Origin of the sequence: Photobacterium sp. BZF1, from assembly GCF_014349205.1 — a bacterium.
Lineage (GTDB): Bacteria > Pseudomonadota > Gammaproteobacteria > Enterobacterales > Vibrionaceae > Photobacterium.
The window spans coordinates 1-17,385 of sequence record NZ_JACSOF010000143.1 but is presented as its reverse complement, the minus strand read 5'-3'; the positions used below and the strand labels follow the sequence as shown (position 1 = coordinate 17,385).

16 protein-coding genes are annotated in these 17,385 nt (G+C 48.4%); 10 read left to right on the top strand and 6 right to left on the bottom strand.

The window, feature by feature from the left end; all coding sequences use genetic code 11:
* Positions 1-50: 50 nt before the first annotated feature.
* Entirely contained in the window at positions 51-257 is a 207-nt protein-coding gene (locus BIZ37_RS24160; RefSeq protein WP_107298504.1) for a DUF2517 family protein, read from the bottom strand.
* A 133-nt stretch (positions 258-390) separates the two neighbouring features.
* Between BIZ37_RS24160 and BIZ37_RS24155 the strand changes: the two genes are divergently transcribed.
* Positions 391-1,194 carry a DUF1853 family protein gene (locus tag BIZ37_RS24155; protein ID WP_187463680.1) on the top strand — a complete coding sequence of 268 codons (804 nt, stop codon included), beginning with the start codon at positions 391-393 and terminating at the stop codon, positions 1,192-1,194.
* 117 nt (positions 1,195-1,311) lie between these two features.
* On the opposite strand, the gene pgm is transcribed toward BIZ37_RS24155, so the two are convergent.
* Both pgm and seqA read right to left on the bottom strand, forming a co-directional pair.
* A complete protein-coding gene (gene pgm, locus BIZ37_RS24150; RefSeq protein ID WP_107298502.1) occupies positions 1,312-2,958 on the bottom strand; it encodes a phosphoglucomutase (alpha-D-glucose-1,6-bisphosphate-dependent) in 1,647 nt (548 codons plus the stop codon).
* A gap of 38 nt (positions 2,959-2,996) precedes the next feature.
* Complete coding sequence (seqA, locus tag BIZ37_RS24145; protein ID WP_107298501.1) at positions 2,997-3,548, bottom strand: replication initiation negative regulator SeqA; 552 nt, start codon at positions 3,546-3,548, stop codon at positions 2,997-2,999.
* 102 nt (positions 3,549-3,650) lie between these two features.
* Here seqA and BIZ37_RS24140 point away from each other — a divergent pair, with 102 nt between their 5' ends.
* The 3 genes from BIZ37_RS24140 to fldA all read left to right on the top strand — a co-directional run bounded on the left by BIZ37_RS24140 (position 3,651) and on the right by fldA (position 5,398).
* Positions 3,651-4,418: an alpha/beta fold hydrolase gene (locus BIZ37_RS24140; protein WP_187463679.1), complete on the top strand. Its 768-nt coding sequence runs from the start codon at positions 3,651-3,653 to the stop codon at positions 4,416-4,418.
* 77 nt (positions 4,419-4,495) lie between these two features.
* Complete coding sequence (locus BIZ37_RS24135) at positions 4,496-4,717, top strand: DUF2788 domain-containing protein (RefSeq protein ID WP_107298499.1); 222 nt, start codon at positions 4,496-4,498, stop codon at positions 4,715-4,717.
* Positions 4,718-4,870: 153 nt separating this feature from the next.
* The gene (gene fldA, locus BIZ37_RS24130) at positions 4,871-5,398 is read left to right on the top strand and encodes a flavodoxin FldA (RefSeq protein WP_187463678.1); all 528 of its coding nucleotides are present in this window, start codon (positions 4,871-4,873) and stop codon (positions 5,396-5,398) included.
* A gap of 67 nt (positions 5,399-5,465) precedes the next feature.
* Here fldA and BIZ37_RS24125 read toward each other — a convergent pair whose 3' ends face one another.
* Positions 5,466-5,984 carry a DUF4442 domain-containing protein gene (locus tag BIZ37_RS24125; RefSeq protein WP_187463677.1) on the bottom strand — a complete coding sequence of 173 codons (519 nt, stop codon included), beginning with the start codon at positions 5,982-5,984 and terminating at the stop codon, positions 5,466-5,468.
* 208 nt (positions 5,985-6,192) lie between these two features.
* Here BIZ37_RS24125 and fur point away from each other — a divergent pair, with 208 nt between their 5' ends.
* On the top strand, positions 6,193-6,639 hold the full coding sequence (gene fur / locus BIZ37_RS24120; RefSeq protein WP_187463676.1) for a ferric iron uptake transcriptional regulator: 447 nt from the start codon (positions 6,193-6,195) through the stop codon (positions 6,637-6,639).
* Between the two features lie 139 nt (positions 6,640-6,778).
* Here the strand turns inward: fur and glnS are convergent, their stop codons facing one another.
* Positions 6,779-8,443, bottom strand: a complete 1,665-nt coding sequence (gene glnS, locus BIZ37_RS24115) for a glutamine--tRNA ligase (RefSeq protein WP_187463675.1) — start codon at positions 8,441-8,443, stop codon at positions 6,779-6,781.
* A 191-nt stretch (positions 8,444-8,634) separates the two neighbouring features.
* Positions 8,635-10,125, bottom strand: coding sequence for an N-acetylglucosamine-specific PTS transporter subunit IIBC (gene nagE, locus BIZ37_RS24110; RefSeq protein WP_187463674.1), 1,491 nt, complete (start codon positions 10,123-10,125; stop codon positions 8,635-8,637).
* Between the two features lie 256 nt (positions 10,126-10,381).
* On the opposite strand from nagE, the gene nagB reads away from it, so the two are divergent.
* The 5 genes from nagB to asnB form a co-directional block, all read left to right on the top strand.
* Positions 10,382-11,182 (top strand): glucosamine-6-phosphate deaminase, encoded by an 801-nt coding sequence (gene nagB / locus BIZ37_RS24105; protein WP_107298493.1) that lies wholly within the window; start codon positions 10,382-10,384, stop codon positions 11,180-11,182.
* Between the two features lie 14 nt (positions 11,183-11,196).
* Complete coding sequence (nagA, locus tag BIZ37_RS24100; RefSeq protein WP_187463673.1) at positions 11,197-12,333, top strand: N-acetylglucosamine-6-phosphate deacetylase; 1,137 nt, start codon at positions 11,197-11,199, stop codon at positions 12,331-12,333.
* Between the two features lie 2 nt (positions 12,334-12,335).
* On the top strand, positions 12,336-13,550 hold the full coding sequence (locus tag BIZ37_RS24095; RefSeq protein ID WP_107298491.1) for an ROK family protein: 1,215 nt from the start codon (positions 12,336-12,338) through the stop codon (positions 13,548-13,550).
* Positions 13,551-13,769: 219 nt separating this feature from the next.
* On the top strand, positions 13,770-15,356 hold the full coding sequence (locus BIZ37_RS24090) for a cation:proton antiporter family protein (RefSeq protein ID WP_187463672.1): 1,587 nt from the start codon (positions 13,770-13,772) through the stop codon (positions 15,354-15,356).
* A 348-nt stretch (positions 15,357-15,704) separates the two neighbouring features.
* On the top strand, positions 15,705-17,385 hold a 1,681-nt coding region (gene asnB, locus BIZ37_RS24085), incomplete at its 3' end, for an asparagine synthase B (protein ID WP_187463671.1).

Sequence of the window (17,385 nt, the reverse complement as noted above, 5' to 3'; positions counted from 1 at the left end):
AGCTGCCGGCCGGCAGCTTTATCGAGTCATAATGATGAAGGCACTAATACTTAGTATAAGTGCTGGGCTGCCAGTTCAGTCTGAGTTAGCCAAACGGGCTTGGTACTGGTTTTCAGCCATACCCTGTGCAGGTAACTATATAGCCGTGAGCGTGTTTCCATTGCAGTGAACATCATGACAGGAAAGGTCACCACACCGACAGTGACAACAAACGTACGGCGAACAAAAATACGCAATGGTGAATAGCGAGTATACATAACGCCTCCTTGGCCAAGCAGAACAACATACTGGTCTTATTGTTCTAATCTATTGAATTAACCTAGAGTCAACACTCTAAAACAGGCTATTTCATAGTCAATATCATTATAAAAAGAAGGGTTTTATAGCGAAATGTCTATTCTTTACAATAACACTACGGCTGGCGATCATACTGATAACAGCATCGCCGCTGTACTTGCCCTTCCACCACTTTTGGGTGGTCATCCTTTTATTGCTGATAAGCGTTGGCTGGATGAATTTGCCAGTAACGCCACCATTCCACAAGGTATCGAATACCAAGGCGGACGCCGATTGGGCTTTTACTACCAATGGCTTTGGCAGCAGCTGATTCTTCATCATCCATGCTACGAGCTACTTGCCGAAGAAATCCAATTGAGTGTCGACAAACGCACGCTCGGCGCGGTCGATTTCCTGGTAAAAGATTTGCGGACAAACTTGGTGGAACACTGGGAAGTCGCCATCAAGTTTTACCTTGCATTTGAAGACAGTTGGCCCGGCCCCAACGCCCGTGACAACTTAGATATGAAGGCTAACAAGATGCTCGGCCACCAGCTGATGCTGTCTGAACATCCCGCCTTTATTGATAGCTACCAGCCTCTATATGGCAAGATAGACAAGCGCCGGCTTATCATGCAAGGGCGAGTATTTTATCCCGCGTTTGCCGATTATACCGGCTCGGGGATCCAACTTGCAGCAGAGGCATCCCAAGGACTGTGGTGCTACTCCGAGCAAGCGGCAAAACTAAACTTGAGGGCCATCGCCAAGCCAGAATGGATTGCCCCACCCCGCTTCAGCCAGCTTGCCGAAGAGCCTGTCCTGACAACAGTTAGCAACCCTACAATGGCTATCGCCCCCGATGACAAAATATGGTTTGTGATGCCCGAACACTGGCCACACTCGTCAATGAAAAAATAGCCCATAGCCCATAGCCCATAGCCCATAGCCCATAGCCCATAGCCCATAGCCCATAATACAGACATAAAAAAACGCCCGCTCAGTTGAGCGGGCGTTTTCACAATCAATCTAGAGAGATTACAGGCCAGCGTCGGCAAATACCTTGCTGACAATTTCCTGTGCTTCTTTCTCAATCAAAGCCAAGTGCTCTTTGCCCTTGAAGCTCTCGCAGTAGATTTTGTAGATATCTTCCGTGCCCGATGGACGCGCAGCAAACCAACCGTTTTCAGTGGTCACTTTCAGGCCACCGATAGCCGCACCGTTGCCCGGCGCGTGGGTCAGGCGTGCAGTGATCGCATCACCAGCTAGCGTTTCGGCAGCAACCATCTCTGGAGATAGCTTGCTAAGTACCGCTTTCTGCTCACCGTTAGCAACAGCCTGAAGGCGGTTGTACTCTGAAGCACCGTGTTTAGCGGCCAACTCTTCGTAGTACTGCTGCGGGTTCTTACCGGTTACTGCTGTGATTTCAGCAGCTACCAGGCAAAGCAGGATACCGTCTTTGTCAGTCGACCAAGGCGTACCGTCCATACGTAGGAAAGAAGCGCCTGCACTTTCTTCGCCGCCGAAGCCAAGCTCACCGCTGTAAAGACCATCAACGAACCACTTGAAGCCAACTGGTACTTCACACAGTTCACGGCCAAGATCAGCAACCACACGGTCAATCAAGGCGCTTGATACCAAGGTCTTACCCACAGCAACTTCCTGTGCCCAATCTGGACGGTGACGGTATAGGTAGTCAATACATACCGCCAGGAAGTGGTTAGGGTTCATCAAACCAGCAGGAGTTACGATACCGTGGCGGTCGTAATCTGGGTCGTTACCGAAAGCCAAGTCGTACTTGTCTTTGTGCGCCAACAAACCTGCCATCGCGTAAGGCGATGAACAGTCCATGCGAACCACGCCGTCTTTGTCTAGTGACATAAAACGGAAAGACGGGTCGATAGACTCATCAACCAATGTCAGATCCAAGCCGTAGTGGGCTGCGATCTGGCGCCAGTATTCGATACCTGAACCACCTAGCGGATCAACACCGATTTTCAGGTTCGCTTTTTGGATAGCAGCCATATCGATGACATTAACTAGATCATCAACATAAGGTGCAACCAAATCACGCTCTTCCACCAAATCACTGGCAAAAGCGTCTTCAATTGATACACGCTTAACATCAACCAAACCAGCAGCAATGATCTCATTGGCACGGGTTTCGATAGCTGTTGTCAGTGCACCTTCTGCCGGACCACCGTGGACAGGGTTATATTTGATACCGCCGTCTTGAGGTGGGTTATGAGATGGTGTGATAACAATACCGTCAGCTTTAGCATCATGTGCTTTGTTGTGGCACAAAATCGCATGCGATACACCTGGGGTTGGGGTATAGCCGCGACCTTGCTGGATCACTACCTGTACGCCGTTCGCAACCAAGACTTCTAACGTCGAGGTAAATGCTGGCTCTGACAATGCATGGGTATCTTTACCCAAGAATAATGGACCTGTTACGCCATTGGCCGCTCGAACTTCAGCAACCGCTTGAGCGATTGCCCAGATATGGTGCTGGTTGAAAGTCCCTTTGTCGGCAGTTCCGCGGTGACCAGAGGTACCGAATGCTACCTTCTGCTGCGGATTTTGAGCACTAGGCTCAATCAGGAAATAATTCGCCACCAACGCGGGAATATTGTGCATATCTTCTTGCAGGGCGCGCTGCCCCGCACGAGGATGAATAGCCATTAACGTATCCTTGTAAAAATTAAATTGGCATATTGCCGTTAAATTTCACCGCAAACTTTTTCAATGATATCGCCACCGAAGCTCATCTTGACCATCAGTTGCTCTACCATCTGACGTTTACGATCAGTATTCGTGTTCGTGATCACCCAGAAAGGTGTATCCGGAATTTGCTTAGGCTTGGTAGTTTTACCACTAGCCAGCAGTTTCTCTTCGGTATCGGCGAAGTAAATACGGGTACGCCCTTTAATAGCAGCCGCTTCAGAGAAACCTTGAGGATCAATACGATAAAGCGAGGTCAATACCAGCATAAATCGGCCAATTGCTTTTTCCTGCACCGCAAATTCGTCAGAAATCAGCAAAGAACGCATCTCTTTGACACGATCGGTATTTGGTACCACGTTGCCAGCATCTTTGCTCACCACTACGCCTTTCGGACGTACCGGCATAACCACCTCTTGTTGCAAGGTCGCTACAGATTGATCAGGCATCATCAGCAAGCGGCGTAGGATATCCGAAGCACTTTCACCAATGTGCTGGGTTTGGCTTGCGATATAACGATATAGCTCTTCGTCTACCTCAATAGTCTTCATCGTAGTGTTCATTATCGTTCCGTTTAAAAATCACCGAGGGATTATAACGTGATCCGAGGTTATACTCTACGGTAAAGCGTTAACTACAAGAGAAAATAGTCAGTGAATCTTCATTACCAAGTCGATGGCCAAGGCGATGTGATCGTCTTGATCCACGGCCTCTTCGGCAGTGCCGACAACCTCGGCCTGATGGCCAGATCATTGAAAGATAAATATAAAGTGATCAGCGTTGATCTACGCAACCATGGCCGCTCACCACACAGTGATCAATTTACCTACCGCGAAATGGCACAGGATGTCCTTGCCGTGATCGACCAGCTCGACATCGAACGCTTCTCGCTGATTGGTCATTCTATGGGCGGCAAGGTGGCAATGGCAGCAACCGAACTCGCAGCTTCCCGTATCAACCACCTTTTGGTGCTGGACATGGCCCCGGTCCACTACCATGTCCACCGTCATGAAAACGTGTTCAACGGCCTGCGTGAAGTCTCCCGCCATACTGTCAGCAAACGCAGTGAAGCCGAGCCGTTGCTGGCCAAACATGTCATCGAGCCTGGTGTACGTCAGTTCATGCTAAAATCCTTCGCCCGCCAAGAAAACGGCCTATTCGGCTGGCGCTTCAATGTCGAAGGCCTGATCGCCAACTATGCCACGATCATGGGTTGGCAAGACATCACACCGTTTAGCGGCAAAACCTTGTTCATCAAGGGGCAAAATTCTGAGTACATCTTGCCAGAACACCGAACTGCGATCGGTAACCAGTTCCCCAATGCCAAAGCACACCTGGTGGCGAATACGGGCCATTGGCTGCATGCTGAAAAACCGGAAACGGTCAACCGCATCATTTTGAACTTCTTGCAAGCCGCTTAGCGTTAACAGGCGGGCCTTGTCTATGATATAGTGCGCGCCTAGCTCAAAAATGACGATAATGTGGAAAGGAGACACAAATGTTGTATGAGCACATGGATTTGCTTGAATCTATTGGGCTGGATTTGCTCTTTGCCGCGATATTTTTCTTTATCGGCATGGCCATCAAAGATGTGCTAAAACAAGGCAATGTTCCGCCTTTTGGCCGAAAAATCGTCTGGCTGGTACTTTTCCTTGGTTGTGCCGGTTTTATCACCAAAGGCCTGATCCAAATCAGCTGGGAAGGCGCAGGCATCGGCTAAAACTGAACGAATACTGTTATTGGTTGCCAAAAGCATCAGCGTGCTGACTTTAGATACCGCAACCACTGACTGTCAGGGTATACTCCTGACAAGGCTATTTCTAACGTTGGCAAGTAAGCTAACGGTCAACATTAATTACGGGTAAATTCTACTATGGCAAGTGTAGGACTCTTCTTTGGTAGCGACACTGGTAACACAGAAGCGGTCGCTAAAATGATCCAGAAACAACTGGGCAAAAAGCTAGTTGAAGTCAAAGATATCGCAAAATGCAGCAAAGAAGATATCGATAACTTTGACCTACTGTTGCTAGGTATCCCTACTTGGTACTACGGTGAAGCACAGTGTGACTGGGATGACTTCTTCCCAGAGCTAGAGCAAATTGATTTCTCAACCAAACTAGTCGCTATCTTTGGTTGCGGTGATCAGGAAGACTACGCTGAGTACTTCTGTGACGCAATGGGCACGGTACGTGAAATCGTAGAAGGCCGTGGCGCAACTATCGTTGGTCACTTCTCTACTGAAGGTTTCGAGTTCGAAGCGTCTAAAGCCCTAGTTGACGACAACCACTTTGTTGGCCTATGTGTTGACGAAGATCGCCAACCTGAACTGACTGAACAACGCGTTCAAAACTGGGTTAACCAGATTTACGATGAGATGTGTCTAGCTGAGCTTGCAGACTAATCCATTCGTTGATTCAAAAAAACCGGGCTCAGCCCGGTTTTTTTCCATCCAATTATTTATCCAGCCACTAAGGTATTGCTTGCCCCTCATCAATCGCTTCTTCTCCATCTTGGTCTTGCACCTCTCGGTACTGCGGTTTTTTTCGTATGTATAAGACGCGCTTCACCTCCGAGACCACATCTCCCTTTGTATTTTTTACCTGCACCAAAAATTCAGGAAAATATTTGTCCCCGTTTGCGGTTGCCTTGAAGATTTGACTAAGGAGATCTTCACTAATCAAAAAGTCAGCGTATAAATCTGTATTGCCTGGCTTGATGAAGTGGATTTCGGCCTGTTTATCCCAAACATAATATTGCTTGCCCAGGATCCCAATTAACATCAGTGCATAAACAGGATCGGTCAGCGAAAAAATGCTACCACCGTATTGAGTACGATTAGCATTTTTATTCCACCATCTTAACTTTAGCTTGATCTGCACTTCGCGAAAATCATCAGAAATGCGAACAATACGTATTCCCGCCCCCCAGAAGGGAGGCCATAGATTCAGGGCAAACTTGACGATTGCCGGGCGGTAAAATCGATACACGGCGATATTTCCTTATAGCTGGTACGATGAGTTCATTCTAACGTGCAAACAAACATTTTAACAACATTTACGCAACACAAAGAAAAGTTAGATATCAGCAAGATTGACCTGTTTTAAGGTTTATTGTTACCTTGTGGTCACTTATAATGAGGGTAGAAGAGAAAGACTACCGTACCATGAGGGTGCGGGTAGCCAATAGGAAACTCCAATGTCAGATAATAATCACGCACTAAAACAAGCTGGCCTGAAAGTAACCCTTCCACGTTTAAAGATTCTGGAAGTGCTACAACAGCCGGATTGCCAGCATATCAGTGCTGAAGACTTGTACAAGAAGCTAATCGATATCGGTGAAGAAATTGGCTTGGCGACTGTATACCGCGTTCTAAACCAATTTGATGATGCCGGCATTGTGACGCGTCACCATTTCGAAGGTGGTAAGTCGGTGTTCGAACTAGCTACACAGCATCACCATGACCACCTAGTTTGCCTAGACTGTGGCAAAGTTATTGAGTTCTCTGATGAAATTATCGAAGAACGTCAAAAAGAAATAGCCGCCAGCTTCAATGTACGTCTTACCAATCACAGCCTTTACCTCTACGGTCACTGTGACAAAGGTAACTGCCAAGAAGACAGCACACTACACGACAAGAAATAATTAAGCCCAAGTAAAAAACAATAAGGCTGGGAGCTCAACACTTGGCCACTCATCCAGCTTAACGTTTGTTGTTGTATACCAATAAAAAAACCAGCCTTCCGGCTGGTTTTTTCATATCAGGCTTGGAGAAGCTTAACGCTCAGTCACCAATTTTCGCCCAAGTGTCACGTAGGCCAACAGTGCGGTTAAAGACCAACTTCTCTTTCGAAGAGTCTTTGCTATCTGCACAGAAGTAACCCATACGCTCGAACTGGAACGCTTTCTCCGCTTCGGCTTCAACCAATGATGGCTCAACCACACCGTTCATCACAGTCAGTGACTCAGGATTGATCACGGAAACGAAATCATCAGCAGCACCAGGGTTTGGTACCGTGAACAGGCGATCGTACAGGCGGATTTCAGCTGGAATACCCTGCTCTGCAGAAACCCAGTGGATCACGCCTTTCACCTTACGGCCATCCGTAGGGTTCTTACCAAGCGTTTCGTTATCGTAAGTACAGAAGATAGTCGTGATGTTACCCTCTTCGTCTTTCTCAACACGCTCAGCCTTGATCACGTAGGCACCACGTAGGCGTACTTCTTTGCCTAGTACCAGACGCTTGTACTTCTTGTTCGCTTCTTCGCGGAAGTCTTCACGCTCGATGTACAGTTCACGGGAGAACGGTACTGGACGGCTGCCCATCTCTGGTTTGTTCGGGTGGTTAGCCACGTCAAGCATTTCAGCATCGCCATCGAAGTTCTCGATCACGACCTTAACCGGATCCAAAACAGCCATTGCACGCGGTGCATTCTCGTTCAGGTCATCACGGATACAAGATTCCAGCGAACTCATCTCGATGGTGTTATCTTGCTTGGTCACACCGATGCGCTTACAGAACTCACGGATTGACGCAGACGTGAAGCCACGGCGACGCAGACCAGAGATAGTCGGCATACGTGGGTCATCCCAACCGCTAACCAAATTCTCAGTCACTAGCTGGTTAAGCTTACGCTTGGACATTACCGTGTATTCCAGGTTCAGGCGGCTGAACTCGTACTGGCGCGGCTGGCAATCAATGGTGATGTTATCCAGTACCCAGTCGTACAGACGGCGGTTATCCATGAACTCAAGCGTACAGATAGAATGCGTAATGCCTTCTAGCGCATCAGAGATACAGTGGGTGAAGTCATACATCGGGTAGATGCACCACTTGTCACCAGTCTGATGGTGAGTTGCGAAGCGTACGCGGTAGATCACTGGATCACGCAATACCATAAATGGTGAAGCCATGTCGATCTTCGCGCGAAGGCTCATCTTGCCTTCTTCGATTTCGCCGCTCTTCATTTTTTCGAACAGCTCAAGGTTCTCTTCTACGCTGCGATCACGGTATGGGCTGTGCTTACCGGCTTCGGTAAGGGTGCCACGGTATTCGCGCATTTGCTCTGGACTTAGCTCATCAACGTACGCTAAGCCTTTATTAATCAATTCAATAGCAAACCCGTACAGCTTATCGAAGTAGTTCGACGAGTAACAAATCTCACCGCTCCACTCAAAGCCCAACCAGTTAACATCGTTCTTAATAGACTCAACGTATTCGATGTCTTCTTTCTCAGGGTTAGTATCATCGAAACGAAGATTACATTGGCCCTGATAGTCCTGAGCAATACCGAAGTTCAAACAAATAGATTTCGCATGGCCGATATGCAGGTAGCCATTCGGCTCCGGCGGGAATCGGGTATGTACGCTTGTATGTTTGCCACTTGCTAAATCCGCATCAATGATCTGGCGGATAAAGTTAGTTGGACGAGCTTCAGATTCACTCATCAATTACACCTCGTGTGCTTACAGGATTTTTAAGTCCCCTATGATCCATAAATATAGGGGCCGACTCAACAAATAGTGTACATTGTTTGTCGATATGAATAAAAAAACCCCGCTACTTAACGGGGCTTCATAAAAATCGGCCTCCAAACGGAGGCCGATAGGTTCGTTAACGATGACTTAGGGCTAAGCCATTAAGGCAGTTTTACCGCTGATAGGTCTTCGTTTGGCGATACTTTCTTCATTTCGCCAGCCACGATTTCAGCTAGTGGGCCAAGGATAACCTGTAGGTTGTTTGAACCTAGCTTAACCACACCCATAGCACCTAGTGCTTTCAGCGTCTTCTCATCAGCAAGGCTGCTGTCTTTCAGAGTTAGACGTAGACGAGTGATACATGCATCGATGTTTTCCAGGTTAGATACACCACCTAGTGCAACGATGTACTGCTTAGCTAGCTCGCCAGTTTCCTGAGAGCCTGTCGCGTCAGAAGCTGTTTCGTCGTCATCTTCACGGCCAGGAGTCTTCAGGTTGAACTTAACGATAACCGTACGGAAGATTGCGTAGTAAAGGCCGAAGAATACTAGACCCTGAACAATCAGCATGTACCAGCTTACTGCTAGTGGGTTACGCGTTGATAGAATCATATCAACTAGACCTGCAGAGAAGCCGAAACCTGCAATCCACTGCATTGAAGCCGCGATGTATACAGAGATACCCGCTAGGAATGCGTGAAGAACGTATAGGCCTGGTGCTAGGAACATGAATGAGAATTCTAGCGGCTCAGTGACACCGGTGAAGAATGATGCGAAACCCGCTGCAATCATGATAGAAGCAACTTTCTCTTTGTTCTTCGCTTTAGCAGTGTGGTAGATAGCTAGAGCTGCACCTGGTAGACCAAACATCATGATTGGGAAGAAACCAGCCTGGTACATACCTGTTACACCTGGAGTCGCTACGCCTTCAGCAATTGACTTCGCGCCGCCTAGGAAGTTAGGGATGTCGTTAATGCCCGCTACATCGAACCAGAATACAGAGTTCAGTGCGTGGTGTAGACCCACTGGGATTAGTAGACGGTTGAAGAATGCGTAGATACCAGCACCTAGCTCACCCATACCTTGGATGCCTTCACCGAATGATACTAGGCCACCGTATACTGTAGGCCACACGTACATCAGTACGAATGCAATGAAGATACCAGCAAAAGAAGTCAAGATAGGTACAAGACGCTTACCAGAGAAGAATGCTAGCGCTTTGTGCAGCTCAACATGTGAGAAGCGGTTGTAGATCTCAGCCGATACGATACCTACTAGGATACCTACGAACTGGTTGTTGATCTTACCGAAGGCCGCTGGTACTGCGCTTGCGTCAATACCTTGAATCTGAGCAACGGCGCCCGGAGAAAGTAGAGTAGTAACAACGAGGAAACCAACGAAACCAGATAGTGCTGCTGCACCGTCCTTGTCTTTTGACATACCGTAAGCAACACCCACTGCAAACAGTACTGACATGTTATCGATGATTGCGGCACCTGCTTTGATCAAGAAGGCAGCAAGTGCACTGTTTGCACCCCAGCCATTTGGATCAATCCAGTAACCAATACCCATTAGAATTGCAGCTGCAGGTAGCGTGGCGACCGGCACCATCAGTGCTTTACCTACTTTTTGAAAATATCCAAGAATGTTCACCCTTAGTTCCCCCTATGGTTTTCTTAGATTCGGTGTTGGATAACTTATTTTAGTTACCCGATTAAGTTACTTGCAGTTTAAGAATTTTATTTCGCCCCGCAAATTAAAACGTCATCATTTGTGATCTCAGTCACCAGTAAGAGCATTTGGCAGGCGATTTTGCTAGCTCGATCATAAAACTTATTTTATCATGCAAAACAAATGCGATATCACGCTATGATTTAACTGTAAATTAATTTTGGAATGAGGTGTCACTGTGAGACTAATCCCACTGAATGAAGCTAAAGATGTAGGTTTGTGGTCAGCTCGCTATATTGCTGATCGTATTAACAAATTTGAGCCAACAGCGGAACGTCCTTTTGTCTTGGGCCTACCAACAGGTGGCACCCCGCTATCAACTTACAAGCGCCTAATTGAGCTTTATCAAGCAGGTGAAGTAAGTTTCAAGCATGTTGTTACCTTCAACATGGACGAATACATCGGTATCCCGGCTGACCACCCTGAGTCATACCGCAGCTTCATGTACAACAACTTTTTCAATCACGTTGATATTCAAGAAGAAAACATCAACCTGCTGAATGGTAATGCAGAAGATGTTGATGCTGAGTGCCAGCGTTATGAAGATAAAATTAAGTCATACGGCAAAATCAACCTATTTATGGGCGGCGTGGGCAACGACGGCCACATCGCATTCAACGAGCCAGCTTCTTCGCTAGCCTCTCGTACCCGTATCAAGACGCTGACTGAAGATACCCGCATCGCGAACTCTCGTTTCTTCGATGGCGATATCAACCAGGTACCTAAATACGCGCTAACCATCGGTGTCGGTACACTACTTGATTCAGCGGAAATCATGATCCTGGTAACAGGCCATAACAAAGCACTTGCCCTGCAAGCCGCGGTTGAAGGTTCAGTGAACCACCTATGGACTGTATCAGCGCTTCAGCTTCACCCTAAATCTCTGATTGTGTGTGATGAGCCATCAACACAAGAGCTGAAAGTGAAGACTGTTAAGTACTTTCAAGAGCTAGAAGCTGAAAACATCAAGCACCTGTAATTAAGGAGTTATTCATGTACGCGCTAACCAACTGCCGTATTTTCACCGGTAGCGATGTGCTGAATAACCACGCCGTCATTATTGACGGCGTGAACATTCACGCTGTCTGCCCTGTTTCAGAACTGCCTACGGATATCGAAATCCGAGATCTTGATGGTGCCAACCTAACCCCTGGCTTCATCGATCTACAACTGAATGGTTGTGGTGGCGTCATGCTCAATGACGAAATCAACGCCGATACCATCCACACCATGCACCGTGCCAACCTGAAATCAGGTTGCACCAGTTTCCTACCAACGCTTATCACCTCTTCAGACGAAGATATGAAAGCGGCCATTGCTGCAGAGCGTGACTACCAGAGTCAATACAACAATCACTCGCTAGGTTTGCACCTTGAAGGTCCTTACCTGAATGTGATGAAAAAAGGTATCCACTCTGTTGACCACATCCGTCGCTCTGACAACGAGATGATTAACACCATCTGCGAAAATGCCGATGTGGTGACCAAAGTGACTTTGGCTCCGGAACAAAACGACCATAGCCACATCGAGCAATTGGTTGAAGCAGGTATCGTGGTATCGGCTGGCCACACCAATGCGACTTATGTTGAAGCCCGTAAAGGCTTTGCCTCAGGGATTACTTTCGCTACCCACCTATTCAATGCGATGACGCCAATTGCCGGTCGCGAACCGGGAATGGTCGGTGCTATCTACGACACACCTGAGGTCTATACCGGTGTGATTGCTGATGGTTTCCATGTCGATTATGCCAACATTCGCATGGCCCACCGCATGAAAGGCGACAAACTTGTTTTGGTCACCGATGCAACTGCACCTGCAGGAGCAGACATTGATCACTTTATTTTTGTCGGCAAGAAAGTATATTACCGTGATGGTAAGTGTGTTGATGAGAATGGCACACTAGGTGGTTCGGCACTAACTATGATCGAAGCGGTCCAAAATAGTGTCGAACATGCAGGTATCGCCCTGGACGAAGCGATTCGTATGGCAACCCTCTACCCTGCTCGCGCAATCGGCGTTGAACAGAAATTGGGCGCCATCAAAAAAGGCATGGTAGCAAACCTCGCTATTTTTGATCGTGACTACTTGGTTCGGGCGACTGTTGTTAACGGCGAATACGAGCAGAATTAACTATGACAGGCGGACAAATTGGTAATGTTGATCTGGTAAAGCAGCTAAATAGTGCAGCTGTTTACCGGCTCATCGACTTGCAAGGCCCTATATCGCGAATTCAGGTAGCTGATGTCAGTCAGCTTGCACCTGCAAGTGTTACTAAAATCACCCGCCAACTGCTGGAGCGCGGCCTGATCAAAGAGGTCGCGCAGCAGGCTTCCACCGGAGGCCGGCGTGCAATTTCGCTGACGACTGAGTCAGCGCCTTTCCACTCGATAGCAATTCGACTTGGTCGAAACTACATCGAGCAAACTATTTACGATCTCAGCGGCAAGCACATTGTCGGTACTGCACATCCTTTCCACTATTCCAACCAGCAAGAGCTTATTGACGGTTTGCTGGAGCATATCCGCAAGTTCATTGCAGACAACCAGAACGTGCTTCGCGAATTGGTTGCCTTTGGTATTACCCTGCCGGGCCTGATTGACCCAGAGAGCGGTGTTGTTGAGTACATGCCGCATATCGATGTCGACAATTTGCCACTGTCAGAAATTATTACCGAGAAATATGGCGTTGCCTGCTTTGTTGGCAATGACATCCGCGGCTTGGCGCTGGCGGAGCATTACTTCGGCTCAAGCAAAGACTGTAAAGACTCTATCCTTGTCAGTGTCCACCACGGTACCGGTGCGGGTATCATCGTCAATGGCCAGGTCTTCCTTGGCTATAACCGCAATGTCGGTGAAATCGGTCATATCCAGATCGACCCGTTGGGCGACAAGTGCCAGTGTGGTAACTTCGGCTGCCTGGAGACCGTAGCAGCTGATCCGGCGATTATCCGCCATGTTCAGGCACTGCTGGATCAAGGCTATCCGAGTTCGCTGCAGGAGCTGGAAGATGTCACTATGCCTGCTATCTGTGAAGCAGCCAACAAAGGTGACGAACTTGCCAGCCAGGCACTGATCAAAGTGGGCAACCAGCTTGGCAAAGCCTTGGCAATGACAATTAACTTGTTCAATCCACAGAAGATTATCGTGGCAGGCAACATTACCCAGGCCAAGGATGTGATCTTCCCGGCTATCCGCCGCTGTGTGGAAACCCAGTCCTTGTCGACCTTCAACAAGGACCTACCGATTGTTGAATCGGAGCTCTACACTCAGCCGACTATCGGCGCATTTTCTATGATCAAGCGTGCGATGCTCAACGGTGTCTTGCTGCAACGGTTGTTGGAAGAGTAACCAACGCCACATTACGAGTGTGAAATAGCTTTCTAAGTTATTCATCCTGTTACAAAATATTAAGGGCAGGCTCCAGACAGGAGACTGCCCTTTGTGTTATATTCCGCCCATCAATAAAGTACCCTCACTGATAGAGGTACCTATCCAGCAGCCAGTCCTCACATTTCATTAATCCACTTTTGGGCCTGGCGAAGAACCATAAAGGAACGTCAGCCTAACATGGAACTTATCTATATCATCGCCGCCTTTCTGGCTGGTTTTATTGCGCTCCGGTGCAAACTGCCCCCTCTGGTGGGCTTTCTCGTTGCAGGCTTTGCACTCAATACCGCAGGCTATGAGTCGACGCCAGTATTATCGACATTGGCCGATCTCGGTGTCACCTTGCTGCTGTTTACCATCGGCCTCAAGCTTGATGTTAAAACCCTGCTCGCCAAAGAGATCTGGGGCGGGGCCACCTTACACAACCTGCTGACCACAGGGGTATTCACCCTTGCCCTGCTGATTTTAAAGCAGCTTGGCATAGGCATGATGGCCGATCTCGATGTTACCCAACTTGCGCTGATGGCATTTGCCCTTTCATTCTCCAGCACCGTATTTGCCATTAAAGCACTGCAGGAAAAAGGCGAGCTCAACGCCACCTACGGTACCCTGGCTATCGGCATCTTGGTCATGCAGGACATCTTTGCGGTGATCTTCCTGACCGTCTCAACCGGTAAGATCCCGGAAATAACTGCCCTTGCGTTATTTGCCCTGCCACTGCTGCGCCCATCGCTGTTCAAGATCCTCGACCGGGCAGGGCACGGCGAGATGCTGGTGCTTTATGGCGTTTTCCTTGCGCTGGTCGCCGGCGCTGGCTTGTTTGAATTCGTTGGCATGAAAGGTGATCTCGGGGCACTGATCATGGGTATGATGCTTGCGGCGCATCCCAAGTCATCTGAGATGTCAAAATCACTGTTCAATTTCAAAGAGCTACTGTTAGTCTGCTTCTTCCTCAATATTGGTTTGGCAGAGCAACCGACGCTCGACGGCCTGCTGATGGCCTTGCTGCTGATGGTAATGTTGCCGCTCAAGGGGATCCTTTACTACGTTATCTTCAACCTATTCCGCTACCGGGTCCGTACTTCGCTGCTCGGCACCCTGACCCTGTTCAACTACAGTGAATTCGGCCTGATTGTCGGCGGCCTTGCCTATAAGATGGGCATGCTGCCTGGTAGCTTCCTGGTTGCCATTGCCATTGCGGTATCGCTTTCCTTCCTAGTTGCCGCACCGCTCAACAGTTTGGGGCACAAGCTGTACAAAGACGCATCCAAATGGCTCAAAGAGTTCGAGCCAGAGAAGCTCAATGCCAGTGACAAGTTGATTGACTTGGGCGACAAGCAAGTCCTTATCCTAGGTATGGGGCGTATCGGCAGCGGGGCCTACGACGAGTTGGTAGAAACCTATGGCAATAACATCATTGGTGTCGAAGCCCGTGAAGACTCTGTAGAGCTACACAGGGAGCAAGGGCGCCATGTTATCCATGGTGATGCGACTGACCCGGATTTCTGGGCGCGGGTGATTTCCAAGCAGAATATCAAGCTGATCCTACTGGCAATGCCACACAGCCAGGCCAATAGTTTTGCCCTCGAGCAAATCCGCGAACGGAACTATCAGGGCCAAATTGCCGCCATTGCCAAATACGGAGATGAAGAAGAAGAGCTGAAAGCGCTGGGGGTCGATGCTGCCTTCAATATCTACCATGAGGCCGGTAGTGGCTTTGCCCGCCATGTGTGCGAACATTTGACGCCACAAATTAAGTCCAACTAATTTCCTCTCCTTCTATATCAAACGGCAGCTTCGGCTGCCGTTTGTTTTTATGCGCAAAATATCGCCCACCTTTAACTTTTATTCGGTTAATCTCATTTATTTTAAATAATATTCAGTAAGAGCTCTTTTTGTTTATTGATTTGAAATTGATGGTTGCAATTTATTATCGAATACGCAATTTTAACAATTAACGAAAGGACAGCACTGACGTGGCCGAGATCTGCCTAGCACATAACAAAGTGCTAACGCATAGAAGAAACAAACCAACACAACAGGTTATCTTCACCGCCACGCTGATTCCGACAATTTTCATGGATAGCAACATTAGTTAAATTTGGGGTAGGAAGTATGTGTTCAGTATTTGGGATCCTAGACATCAAAAGTGATGCAGCCGCATTGCGTCACACTGCATTGGAAATGTCTAAAAAAATGCGCCACCGCGGCCCAGACTGGTCTGGTATTTATTCATCAGAGAAAGCCATTCTGGTTCACGAGCGTCTGGCAATCGTCGACCTGAACAGCGGTGAGCAGCCTCTGTACAATGCAGACAAAACACATGCCCTTGCTGTAAACGGCGAGATCTACAACCACAAAGAACTACGCGCTGAATTCGCACCGGATTACCCATTCCAGACAGAATCTGATTGTGAAATTATTCTGGCGCTATACAAAGAGAAAGGCCCAGAGCTGCTTGATTACCTGAACGGTATTTTCGGCTTTATTCTTTACGATGAGCAGGAAGATGCCTACCTAATTGGCCGCGACCATATCGGTATCATCCCGCTTTACCATGGCTACGATGAGCATGGTAACTACTACGTTGCTTCAGAAATGAAGTCACTAGTGCCAGTGTGTAAGACAATCAGCGAATTCCCTCCTGGCCACTTCCTATGGAGCAAGGCTGGCGAACCAACCCGCTACTACAAGCGCGATTGGATGGAGTTTGATGCTGTTGCTGAAGCCAAAACAGACAAAGTCGCCCTAACCGATGCACTGGAAGGCGCGGTTAAACGCCAACTGATGACAGACGTGCCTTATGGTGTGCTTCTTTCTGGTGGTTTGGACTCATCTGTGATCTCAGCGATCACCAAGAAGTTTGCTGCCCGCCGTATCGAAGACAACGAAGAGTCTGATGCATGGTGGCCAACCCTGCACTCCTTTGCCATCGGTTTGGAAGGTGCACCGGATCTAAAAGCGGCCAAAGAGGTTGCTGACAGTATCGGTACCGTTCACCACGAACTGACTTACACCATTCAGGAAGGTCTGGATGCCATCCGTGATGTGATTTACCACATCGAGACCTACGATGTGACAACTATCCGTGCATCAACACCTATGTACCTGATGGCGCGTAAAATCCGCGCTATGGGCATTAAGATGGTACTATCAGGCGAAGGTGCCGATGAAGTCTTCGGCGGCTACCTGTACTTCCACAAAGCGCCAAACGCCAAAGAATTCCACGAAGAGACCGTCCGTAAGCTATTGGCTCTGAACATGTTTGACTGTGCTCGTGCCAACAAGTCTATGGCAGCATGGGGGATCGAGGCTCGCGTACCATTCCTAGACAAAGAGTTCTTGGAAGTCGCTATGCGCCTGAACCCTGAAGACAAGATGTGTGGCAACGGCAAGATGGAGAAGCATATTGTCCGTGAGTGCTTCGGCCACTACCTGCCTGAGTCTGTGGCATGGCGCCAGAAAGAGCAGTTCTCGGATGGTGTAGGCTACAGCTGGATTGATACCTTGAAAGAAGTAGCAGAAGCCAAAGTGTCAGACCAGCAGCTTGAAACGGCGAAATTCCGCTTCCCATACAACACGCCAACGACCAAAGAAGGTTACGCCTACCGTGAGATCTTCGAAGAGTTGTTCCCGTTGGAAGATGCGGCGAAATGTGTTCCGGGCGGCCCGTCTATCGCATGTTCAAGTGCCAAGGCAATTGAGTGGGACGAGAGCTTCAAGAACAGCGCTGATCCATCAGGCCGTGCAGTCGCTGCCGTACACAACGAAGCCTACGATGCAAAAACCCAAGCTT

Coding starts and splice junctions, on each gene's coding strand:
- BIZ37_RS24160 (WP_107298504.1), bottom strand. CDS start 257: ATGTATACTCGCTATTCACCATTGCGTATTTTTGTTCGCCGTACGTTT.
- BIZ37_RS24155 (WP_187463680.1), top strand. CDS start 391: ATGTCTATTCTTTACAATAACACTACGGCTGGCGATCATACTGATAAC.
- pgm (WP_107298502.1), bottom strand. CDS start 2,958: ATGGCTATTCATCCTCGTGCGGGGCAGCGCGCCCTGCAAGAAGATATG.
- seqA (WP_107298501.1), bottom strand. CDS start 3,548: ATGAAGACTATTGAGGTAGACGAAGAGCTATATCGTTATATCGCAAGC.
- BIZ37_RS24135 (WP_107298499.1), top strand. CDS start 4,496: ATGTTGTATGAGCACATGGATTTGCTTGAATCTATTGGGCTGGATTTG.
- fldA (WP_187463678.1), top strand. CDS start 4,871: ATGGCAAGTGTAGGACTCTTCTTTGGTAGCGACACTGGTAACACAGAA.
- fur (WP_187463676.1), top strand. CDS start 6,193: ATGTCAGATAATAATCACGCACTAAAACAAGCTGGCCTGAAAGTAACC.
- glnS (WP_187463675.1), bottom strand. CDS start 8,443: ATGAGTGAATCTGAAGCTCGTCCAACTAACTTTATCCGCCAGATCATT.
- nagA (WP_187463673.1), top strand. CDS start 11,197: ATGTACGCGCTAACCAACTGCCGTATTTTCACCGGTAGCGATGTGCTG.
- BIZ37_RS24095 (WP_107298491.1), top strand. CDS start 12,336: ATGACAGGCGGACAAATTGGTAATGTTGATCTGGTAAAGCAGCTAAAT.
- BIZ37_RS24090 (WP_187463672.1), top strand. CDS start 13,770: ATGGAACTTATCTATATCATCGCCGCCTTTCTGGCTGGTTTTATTGCG.